Source organism: Streptomyces sp. NH27, from assembly GCF_056859195.1.
Map to the genome: position 1 here is coordinate 1 of NZ_JACEGK010000291.1, position 9,995 is coordinate 9,995.

Consider the following 9,995-nt stretch of genomic DNA (forward strand, 5'->3'; position numbering starts at 1 on the left):
GTTATCCACATCCGGTGGGTTTTCCACAGATCTGGAGCAAGATCGTTCCGGGGTGCGGCGCTGGGCCAGCATCGAGTCATGGACCTCTTGGACTCGTTGGATTCGCTGAAATCGCTCGATCGCCCCGAACCGCCGCTGGCTTCCGGCGGGAGTGGACGTGACCGAGCGACCGGTGCCGCGGCGGCGCGGGACCGTACCGCGGCCATCTTCGGCACGGCGCGCGAGGGGCCGCCGGGTGCGGCGCCTCCGGACGGACCGTCGCTCGGCCCGCCGGTCGCGGGCGCACCCGTCTTCGGGACCGGCCCGCTCGGGCGGACACGGACATGGCTGTTCGTGCGGTGCGGGCTCGAACTGAAAACGGTGCTGGCGCTCGCCGTCGTCCTCGCGGTCGCCGCCGGGCTCGCCCTCCAGCACTACTGGGTGGGCCGTCCCCGCACGGTCCACGTCCCACCGCCGCCGCCTCCACTCGCGGCCGCCCCGCCTTCCTCCACACCCGCGCCTCCTCCCGAACTCACCATCGACATCGCGGGCAAGGTCGCCAAGCCCGGCGTCCGCCGGCTCCCCAAGGGCGCCCGCGTCGCCGACGCCCTCACCGCGGCGGGCGGACCCCTGCCCGGCACCGACACCACCGCGCTGAACCTCGCCCGGCCCCTCACCGACGGCGAGCAGATCCTCGTCGGCACCACCCCACCGCCTTCCAGCACCGGCGGTCCGGCCGGCGCCTCCGCCGCCGGCAGCTCCCTGGGCGGCGATGGCACTCCCACTGCCCCGCTCCACCTCAACACCGCCACCGAGCCCCAACTCGACGCGCTTCCCGGCGTCGGCCCCGTCACCGCCCAGCGCATCCTCGCCTACCGGACCCAGCACGGCGCTTTCGCCTCCGCCCAGCAACTCCAGCAGATTCCCGGCATCGGCCCGCGCAAGTTCGCCACGCTCCAACCGATGGTCGAGCCATGATCCCCAACCGCCGTTCGGGCAAGGCGAGTTGGCCCGACGCCCGGAAGCCGGCTCCCGGTTCGGCAGGCCCGACGTGGTGGCCCTGCTTCCGGCCTCCGGATGAGGCTCAGGTGATCCGGTCTTGGCCGCGCCCGGGTGCTGCGGTGCGGCCCCCCTCCGGGACGGAATGCGGTGGTGTCGCGCCGGACCCGGCGAGTGGGGGTGACCGATGAGCGGGGCGGCGGCGCGGTCGAGCGGGAGTCCGACCGAGCGGCCTACCGAACGCCTGACCGCGCGGCCGGCGGATGAGCAGCGTGCCGCGGTGCATGCGGCCGCGGCCTCACGGCTCGGCGCGGCGAACCCGAGGCAGGAGGGCCCGCCGGACCTGCGCCTGGTCGGGCCCGCGCTGGCCGCGTGGGGCGCTGCGGCGGCGGCGCCGGCAGTGGGCGTGGCCACGGCGATCGCGGGGCTGGCGGCGCTGGTGGCCTTGGCCGCGGCGGTCGTCGGCGCACCGGCCGTGGCGGCGGCGTTCCGCGGCGGCCGTGGGCGTCCCGGGCTCTCGCGGTGCCGGACGGGCCTGCTGCCGGCGGCGATCGCGATGATGCTGTGCGGTGCGGTCGCTGCGATGGCGGCCGCACTGGAGGGCGCCGACCTGACCCGGGGGCCGGTGCCGTCGCTCGCGCGCCACGGTGCAGGCGCGGAGGTGACAGTGCGGGTGACGGGCGATCCGTTCGCCTCGGAAGCGGGGGCGCCACACCCGGTGGTGGTAGTGCCGGCCATCGTCGAGCGCGTCGGCCGGACCCGTTTGCGTACCCCGGTGGTGCTGATGGCGCCGGGCGCGGCGGACAGTTGGCTGCGGCTGGTCCCCTCGATGCGGCTGACGGCCGCCGCACGGTTCGCGCCGGACGAGCGGGGACAGACCGCCGCCGTGCTCCGGGTGCGGGGCGCGCCGCGGATCACCGGCCCCCCGACGCGTACCCAGCAGCTGGCCGCGCGGCTGCGCGCCGGCCTGCGGAAGGCCGCCGCACCGCTGCCCGAGGACGCTCGCGGACTGCTCCCGGGCCTGGTCGTGGGGGACACGGCGGGGTTGTCGGATGACTTGAAGGACGCGTTCAAGGCCACGGACCTCGCGCACCTGACCGCTGTGTCCGGCGCGAACCTGACGATCGTGCTGATCCTCCTGATCGGCCCACCCGGCCTGGCCACGCGTTCGGAGCGGCGCGGCCTGGCGGCCCGGATCGGCCTGCCGCTGCGCTGGACCGCGGTGCTCGGTGCCGCGCTCACCGCCGCCTTCGTCCTGGTCTGCCGGCCGAGCCCGAGCGTGCTGCGTGCGGCGGCGTGCGGCCTGATCACATTGCTCGCGATCGGCACCGGCCGGCGCCGTTCGCTGCTCCCGGCGCTGGCCGGGGCGGTGTTGCTACTGGTGCTCTACGAACCGGAGTTGGCCCGCTCCATCGGGTTCGCGCTGTCCGTGCTGGCCACGGGTTCGCTGCTGACACTGGCACCGCGCTGGGGCGCGGCACTGCACCGGCACGGGCTGCCGCCGCGACTGGCGGAGGCACTGGCAGCGGCGGCGGCCGCACAGGCGGCGTGCGGTCCGGTGATCGTGCTGCTGTCGGCGCGGTTGAGTCTGGTCGCGGTGCCGTGCAACCTGCTGGCCGAGCCGGCCGTCGGCCCCGCCACGGTACTGGGGTTCGGCGCGCTGGCCGTGGCCCCGCTCGCCCCGCCGATGGCCCGCGCCCTGGCATGGCTGGCCGGCTGGCCCACGCGGTGGATCGTGTCCGTGGCCCGGCATGGCGCCGCGCTGCCGGGTGCGGAGATCGGCTGGCCCGGCGGATGGCCGGGAGCGGCCCTGCTCACGGTGGTCACGGCCGCGGCGGTGGTCAGCGGGCGGAGCCTGCTCCGCCGCCCGTGGCTGTGTGCGGGCGTCGCGATCGCACTGCTGCTCGCCCTGGTGCGGCCGGTGCCGCTGCCACGCGTCATGGCCGCGTGGCCGCCGGGGGACTGGCGGTTCGCGATGTGCGACGTCGGCCAGGGCGACGCGCTGGCGCTCTCCACCGGCCCGGGCGCCGCGGTCGTGGTGGACACCGGCCCCGACCCGGCCTCGGTCGACCAGTGCCTGCGCGACCTGCGGGTGACGTCGATCCCGCTGCTGATCCTGACCCACTTCCACGCCGACCACGTCGACGGACTGCCCGGAGCGCTGCGCGGCCGCCGGGTGGGCGCGATCGAGACGACCCTGCTGGACGATCCGCCCGGCCAGGCCGCGCAGGTGCGGCGGCAGGCCGCGGCGGCCGGGGTGCCGCTTCGGCGGGTGCTCCCGGGGGAGGAGCGTGCGGTCGGCCCGCTGTCCTGGCGCACCCTGTGGCCCGCGCCGGGCCCGGCCGGGCTGCCCGCCGCCGAACTGCCGGTCGGTGCGCCCAACGACACGAGCATCGCGCTGCTGGTCCACGACGCGGGCCTGACGCTGCTGCTGATGGGCGACCTGGAGCCCGATGTGCAGGCCCAAGTACTGGCGGAGCGACCTGAGTTGCCGCGGGTGGACGTGCTGAAGGTCGCTCATCACGGCTCGGCCTACCAGGACCCGGTGCTGCTCGCCCGCGTACGTCCCCGCCTCGCCCTGATCAGCGTGGGCGCGGGCAACTCCTACGGACATCCCGCACCCCGTACGGTCGCGGCGCTGCGCGCGCTCGGCGCCGTGGTCCTGCGCACCGACCTGGACGGACCGATCGCCGTGAGCGGGAACGCACCCGCCGAGCTGCGGACCTCGTTCGTCCCGCACCACAGGGCTCCACCCCGCCAGGCCGGGTGAGAACACTCGGCTCGGAGGTCCCCGCCGCATCGGGCTTCTGCGGAATCCCGGGCTGCCTGGTTCGTTGTGGCCGTAAGGCGGAGAACACAGTAATCGGTTGCCGCTACCACCAGGAGTTGGCAGGCTGAGGCCGCGACTCCGGCCGGGGCCACGGGACAACCGTGGCTGCGGAGGAGCGATCCTGCATGTCCGATAGCTGCCAGCACGCTGCCCTTCCCACTGGAAAGGTTTTGGCATGCTTGATTTCGAATGCTGCCGGCGGGCCACGTTGAGCCGGGACACTCGTTTCGACGGGCTGTTCTCCTCGGCCGTGGTCACCACCGGCATCTACTGCCGCCCGAGCTGCCCCGGTTGCCCGATGCGCAAGAATGTCCGCTTCTACCGGAGCGCGGCGGCTGCCCAGGAGTCCGATTACCGTGCCTGCAAGCGACGCAACCCCGACGCCGGCCCTGGCTCGCCGGAGTGGAACCTGCGAGCCGACGTCGTGGGCCGGGCCATGCGCCTGATCGCGGACGGCCCCGGCGACCGGCCGGGCCTTGCAGAGCCTGGGGCAGCCGGCCGACCTTGCCCCGACGATGCGCGGCACCGAACACTGGCGCCCGTGGCGCTCCTACGCGCTCATGCGACTGTGGAACCTCTGCCCTGGCGGCCACCAACTCTTCGCGCCTGCACACCAGACAGCAGCACGGCCGGCGATCTTGGCAGCGTGACTTCACCGTTCACCGTTGCAGACAGAGCGCAGGAACAAGAAAGGCAAACAGCATGGGTGACGAGCTTCGCCAGGTTTTCGACTTCATCGCTTTTTCCGCCCGGCTCCGGGAGGTCGAGCGGCACAACAACGCCACGCAGAACCGGAAGGAGAGCGTGGCCGAGCACTCGTGGCACCTGGCACTGGTCTGCTGGGTCCTGCACCGCGAGTTCGAGCGCGAGTGCGGGCACGCGCTGAACCTGGAGAAGATGCTCAAGATGTGCATCATGCACGACCTCGTGGAGATCGAGGCGGGTGACCCTTCGGCCTGGCGTACCCAGGACAGCGCCCGCCGCCGGGAAGAGAAGGCGCTTGTCGAGGAGGAGGTCGCCCAACGCCGTTACGGGGCGCTCCCGGACGAACTGAGCGCCGAGTTCCTCGAGAGGTGGCATGAGTACGAGGAGGGCGTCACGCCCGAGGCCCGGCTCGTGCGGGGTGTGGACCGGCTGAATCCCGCGCTGATGCGCTGTCTGACCGGGCAGGGGTGGGACGACGTGGGCGCGGACGCCGGGGCGCTGGACCGGTTGCAGCTACCCAGGCTCGAGGTGAGTGAGAGCCTCACCGCCCTGTACCAGGAGGTCAGGGCCGCCGCGATCGCCCAGGGCCTGCTCCCGCCCGTCTCCTGACGGGGCCGGGGCCGGGGCCGCCGGCAGGCATGACCCAGGTCCTCGTTCGCGGCAACGGGGACGACGGGTGGCTTCGCGCGCCCTGCTGGGCATCGGCCAGCTCCTGGTGGCAGTCGGAGCCGCGCTCCTGGCCTTCGCCCCGTTGGACAGCGACTGGACCGACTACGCGATCGGTGGGCTGATCAGCGGTCCGGGAACGGGGTTGATCAACGGCGAGATGAGCAACGTGGCCAACAGCATCGTGCCCGCCATCGCGCTCCGGAATGGCCTCCGGCATCAACTCCACCATGCGCATCGTCGGCATGACCGCCGGCTTCGGCGGCATCGGCGCGGTACTGGCCGCGGCCGGCTCCCCCGACCTGACCTCCCAGGCCGGTCGGCTCCACGGTCTGCACCAGAATCTGAGCGCTCTGGCCACGGAAGTGGCCACCGGCAATATCAACGGCACGGCGGCCTCCGTACCTGCTCCCGTACGCGGCGTCTTAAACGCGCGGAGGCCGACCGTGCCTTCACCGGCGGCATGCGCGCAGCCTTCATCGTCGGCATGTGCGTGGCTCTCCTGGATGCCGTCGCCGGCTTCGCACTGATCCGCCGGCCCCGGTCCGACGCAGCGTCAGATGCTGTCGGCACGCAGCCGCTTGCCGACGCGCAGACGTAGAAGCCCCGGGCGCTCCTTTCTCCCGAAGGGGTGCCGGGTCTCTCGGGTGGGGCCGGCTTCCGAGCCTCCCGGGTAGGTGAGGGCGGTGGTCGCAAGGCGATCGCCCTCGTGGGCTTCCGACGCTCCGGTCGCCCCCGTCCCCGGTCGCCCCGGGCTGCCTAAAGAACCCTTTAGCAAGGAATGCTTGTAAGCACTTCTTTCTAAAGATACCTTTATATGCATGATGGAGAAGCCGACGCAGTCCACGGTCCAGCTCACCGACCCGCGAGCGCTGCGGGCGTACGCGCATCCGACCCGGATGGCGCTGGCCGGGCTGCTCAGGCGGGAGGGGCCGCTCACGGCGACCCGGGCGGCAGAGCTGACCGGGGAGTCCGTCGCGAGCTGCTCGTACCACCTGCGGATACTGGCCAAGTACGGGCTGGCGGAGGAGGCCGACCCGGCGGGGGCGGGGCGGGAGAAGCCGTGGCGGGCCACGGCGCAGTTCACGGACTGGCCCGGGTACTCGGAGGACCCCGCGGTCGCGTCGGCGGCCCAAGCGCTGACCGCGGCCGTCGCGGAGAACTACTTCCACCGCATGGCGCGGGCGCAGGACGCGCGCCGGGAACTGCCGCGCGAGTGGCAGGAGGCGGAGGTGTTCACGGACTCCACGCTCTACCTGACGGCGGAGGAGCTGAGCGCGCTGGGGAAGCGGATGGCCGGCATCTTCGCCGAGTTCGTCGACCGCGGAACCGACCCGGCGCTCCGCCCGGAGGGCGCCCGCCGGGTGCCCTGGCTCCAGATCGCGTTCGTGGACCCCGAACCCGCCGGACCCGCCGAACCCGCCGGACCCGATGCGGAGAGCGGGGGCCGGCCGTGACGGGCGGCACGCTGCGGCGCGTGGCAGCGGCGCGGGTACCGGAGCTGCTGGGGGAACGGTCCTTCCGGCGGTACTGGACGGGGCAGACGGTCTCGCTCTTCGGGGACCAGGTGACCTTCCTCGCGGTGCCGCTCGCCGCCGTGCTGGTGCTGCATGTGGACGCCGCCGAGATGGGCTGGCTGTCGATGGCCGGACTGCTGCCCGCGCTGCTGTTCTCGCTGGCTGCCGGTGCCTGGGTCGACCGCAGAGGGCGGCGCCGTCAGGTGATGATCGCCGCCGACCTCGGCCGGGCCGCGCTGATGGCGTCGCTCCCGCTCGCCTACGCCCTCGGCCATCTCACGCTGCCGCAGATGTACGTGGTGGTCTTCCTGGTCGGCACGCTCTCGGTGGTCTTCGACGTCTGCAACGCGACCTTGTTCGTCTCGCTGGTCGAGCCGGAGGAGTACGTCCGGGGCAGCACGCTGGTCAACGGCAGCCGAGCGTTCTCGTTCGTCGCGGGGCCGAGCGTCGGCGGGCTGCTGGTGCAGGTACTCGCCGCGCCGCTGGCGCTGTTCGTGGACGCGCTGTCGTACGTGTGCTCGGCCGGTCTGCTGGCCCGTATCGCGCCCGTCGAGCCGCCGCCCGCCGAGCCGCGCAAGGGCCACTTCTCGGCCGGGCTGCGCTTCATCGCCCGCTCCCGGGCCCTGCGCGCGCTGGCCGCGGGCGCGGCCACGGTGAACTTCTTCAACTTCGTCTTCCACGCGCTGATGGTGCTCTACGCGGTCGATCAACTCGGTTTGAGCGCGGGCACGTTGGGCGTGGTGCTCGGCGCCGGGGCGGTCGGTGGGCTGCTGGGGGCGTTCGTCACCGGGCGGGTGGTGCGCGCGATCGGCATCGGCCCGACGGTGCTGCTCGGGTTCGTCGGGTTTCCCGCGCCGCTGATGCTGGTGCCGCTGGCGGGCGGACCGCGGCCGTTGGTGCTGGCGGCGCTGTTCGGCGCCGAGTTCCTGTCCGGTGTCGGGCTGATGCTGCTGGACATCGGCAGCGGGTCGTTCCAGGCCGCGCTCATACCCGACGCGCTGCGGTCACGGGTCAGCGGCGCGTTCCGGATGGTCAACTACGGGGTGCGGCCGCTGGGCGCGCTGGCCGGCGGCCTGCTCGGCAGCACTCTCGGACTGCGGCCGACCCTGTGGTGGGCGACCGCCGGCGGCGTGTTGGGCGCCCTGTGGCTGCTGCCGTCGCCCATACCGCGGATGCGCGAACTGCCGGCGAAGGCCGAGGACCCGGAGGCCGGCGCCGGCCTCCGCACCGCCGCCGCGGCGTGAACAAGCCGCGCCCGGTCGGCGCCACGCGGCCTGCCACGCCCTGCCACGCCCGGTCGTGACCGTCGTGACCGTACGGGGCACGTGCCGGGCTACGGCTCCTCGCGGTCCTCTTCCAGCCAGCCGCCCAGCCGCCCGGCCATCTCGTCCAGTGCCACCGGGTCGAGGAGGTCGTCGTCGTCCTCGACGACCACCAGCCACTGGGCGTCCTCGGCGTCGTCCTCGCCGGCGAGGGCGTCCCGCAGGACACGCGGCTCGCCGGCGAGGTCGAAGCGGTCGGAGAGGAGTTCGGCGACCTCCTCGGCCGCGTCGCGTTCGGGCAGCACCAGGACATGTCGTACGTCGCTCACCCCGGCATTGTGCCCGAGCGCCTGTTGCCCGTTGAACCCGGGCGGAGGGACGGGCGAAAGGCGGGCGGCGGCCGGGCGGAGGCCGGGGTTGTCGGTGCCGCGTGGGATGCTGGTCGGCGATGGCCAGGAAGACCGCTTCAGACGACGTACTCGCCCCGCTGACGCTTGCCGTCGGCCAGGAGGACCTGCTGCTGGACCGCGCGGTGCGCGAGGTGGTGACCGCGGCCAAGGCCGCCGACCCCGACACCGATGTGCGGGATCTGCCGCCGGAGGCGGTGCAGCCGGGCACGCTCGCCGAGCTGACCAGCCCGTCGCTGTTCGCCGAGCGCAAGGTGATCGTGGTGCGCAACGCGCAGGACGTCTCGGCGGACACCGTCAAGGACATCAAGGCGTATCTGGCCGCACCCGCCGAGGAGATCATCCTGGTGCTGCTGCACGCCGGCGGCGCCAAGGGCAAGGCGCTGCTGGACGCGGCCCGCAAGGCCGGTGCGCGCGAGGTGGCCTGCCCGAAGATGACCAAGCCCGCCGACCGGCTCGGGTTCGTCCGGCAGGAGTTCCGTACCCTCGGCCGGTCCGCGACGCCGGAGGCGGCCCAGGCGCTGGTCGACTCCATCGGCAGCGACCTGCGCGAACTCGCCAGCGCCTGCACTCAGTTGACCGCAGATGTGGACGGCACCATCGATGTCGACGTGGTGGCGCGCTACTACACCGGGCGGGCCGAGGCCACCGGCTTCGAGGTCGCCGACCTCGCGGTGACCGGGCGGGCCGCCGAGGCGCTGGAGCGGCTGCGCTGGGCGTTGTCGGTCGGTCAGCCGCTGCCCGGCATCACCTTCGCGCTGGCCTCGGGGGTGCGGTCGATCGGCAAGCTCGCCTCCGCGCCGCGCGGCGCCAACCCGGGCCAGCTCGCCCGCGACCTCGGCATGCCGCCCTGGAAGATCGACCGGGTCAGGCAGCAGATGCGCGGCTGGTCGGCGGACGGTGTCTCGGTCGCGCTGCGTGCGGTCGCCGAGGCGGACGCCGCCGTCAAGGGCGGGGCGGCCGACCCCGCCTACGCCCTGGAGAAGGCCGTGGTCACCATCGCCCGCGCCGCCCGCTCCCGCACCTGACCGCCTGCCGCGCCCATGCCCGGCTGCCTGCCCATGCCTGCCCATGCCTGGCTGCCCGCCCGCCGCCTCCACGCTGCGCCGCGCACCCGTACCGGACCCTCTACTTCAGCTTCGGCAGCGTCGCCCGCGTCGCCGACTTCACCCAGGCCGACGCCTGGGCGGCCGACGGCAGTTCGTCCGACGACGTGCCGGCGGTGAACGCGCTCCACTGCATGGTGTACGTCATCCAGCCGTCGCGGACCGCGAGCGTCACGTAGGTGCTGCTCGTGCCGGCCTCGGTGACGAGATACGCCTCGTCGCCGAAGCCGCTGACCGGGGTCACCTTGTAGTCGGTGTCGTGCTGGGTGTAGCTGCGCCAGGTGTCGGCGAACTCGCCGCTCGGGTCGGTCTTCTTGTGCAGGTCCACCTGCACGTACAGGTAGGCGTCGGAGTAGGTCGAGCTGTCCTTCTCCAGCCCCTCGTCGCAGTACATCTCGTCCAGCGTCGGGGTCTTGGCGGTGTACTTGGTCGGGTCGTCGTCGTCCTTCGGATAGGTGGTCTTGAACGCCGACAGGTCCACGGTCTCGCAGAGGTTGTCCTTGACCGTGTACCCGCGCAGGTCG

At 73.3% G+C, this 9,995-nt stretch carries 9 protein-coding genes and 1 pseudogene; 8 read left to right on the forward strand and 2 right to left on the reverse strand.

Going from position 1 to position 9,995, the window contains the following annotated elements; all coding sequences use genetic code 11:
* The first annotated feature begins 78 nt into the window (after positions 1 to 78).
* From AC13HU_RS22590 to AC13HU_RS22620, 7 genes and pseudogenes are all read left to right on the forward strand, one after another.
* Positions 79 to 957, forward strand: coding sequence for a ComEA family DNA-binding protein (locus tag AC13HU_RS22590; RefSeq protein ID WP_483043753.1), 879 nt, complete (start codon positions 79 to 81; stop codon positions 955 to 957).
* Positions 958 to 1,165: 208 nt separating this feature from the next.
* Positions 1,166 to 3,748, forward strand: coding sequence for a ComEC/Rec2 family competence protein (locus tag AC13HU_RS22595; RefSeq protein WP_483043754.1), 2,583 nt, complete (start codon positions 1,166 to 1,168; stop codon positions 3,746 to 3,748).
* A 235-nt stretch (positions 3,749 to 3,983) separates the two neighbouring features.
* A pseudogene (locus tag AC13HU_RS22600) lies at positions 3,984 to 4,310 on the forward strand (Ada metal-binding domain-containing protein); the annotation flags it as partial.
* A 200-nt stretch (positions 4,311 to 4,510) separates the two neighbouring features.
* Entirely contained in the window at positions 4,511 to 5,122 is a 612-nt protein-coding gene (locus tag AC13HU_RS22605; RefSeq protein WP_483043755.1) for an HD domain-containing protein, read from the forward strand.
* Between the two features lie 263 nt (positions 5,123 to 5,385).
* A complete protein-coding gene (locus AC13HU_RS22610) occupies positions 5,386 to 5,709 on the forward strand; it encodes a hypothetical protein (RefSeq protein ID WP_483043756.1) in 324 nt (107 codons plus the stop codon).
* A 291-nt stretch (positions 5,710 to 6,000) separates the two neighbouring features.
* Complete coding sequence (locus AC13HU_RS22615; protein WP_483043757.1) at positions 6,001 to 6,636, forward strand: winged helix-turn-helix domain-containing protein; 636 nt, start codon at positions 6,001 to 6,003, stop codon at positions 6,634 to 6,636.
* A 20-nt stretch (positions 6,637 to 6,656) separates the two neighbouring features.
* Positions 6,657 to 7,940: an MFS transporter gene (locus tag AC13HU_RS22620; RefSeq protein ID WP_483043758.1), complete on the forward strand. Its 1,284-nt coding sequence runs from the start codon at positions 6,657 to 6,659 to the stop codon at positions 7,938 to 7,940.
* 89 nt (positions 7,941 to 8,029) lie between these two features.
* Here AC13HU_RS22620 and AC13HU_RS22625 read toward each other — a convergent pair whose 3' ends face one another.
* On the reverse strand, positions 8,030 to 8,287 hold the full coding sequence (locus tag AC13HU_RS22625) for a hypothetical protein (RefSeq protein ID WP_483043759.1): 258 nt from the start codon (positions 8,285 to 8,287) through the stop codon (positions 8,030 to 8,032).
* 119 nt (positions 8,288 to 8,406) lie between these two features.
* Here AC13HU_RS22625 and holA point away from each other — a divergent pair, with 119 nt between their 5' ends.
* On the forward strand, positions 8,407 to 9,393 hold the full coding sequence (holA, locus tag AC13HU_RS22630; protein ID WP_483043760.1) for a DNA polymerase III subunit delta: 987 nt from the start codon (positions 8,407 to 8,409) through the stop codon (positions 9,391 to 9,393).
* Positions 9,394 to 9,493: 100 nt separating this feature from the next.
* Here holA and AC13HU_RS22635 read toward each other — a convergent pair.
* Positions 9,494 to 9,995, reverse strand: a 502-nt coding sequence (locus AC13HU_RS22635; protein ID WP_483043761.1) for a hypothetical protein, incomplete at its 5' end; no start/stop codon positions are given.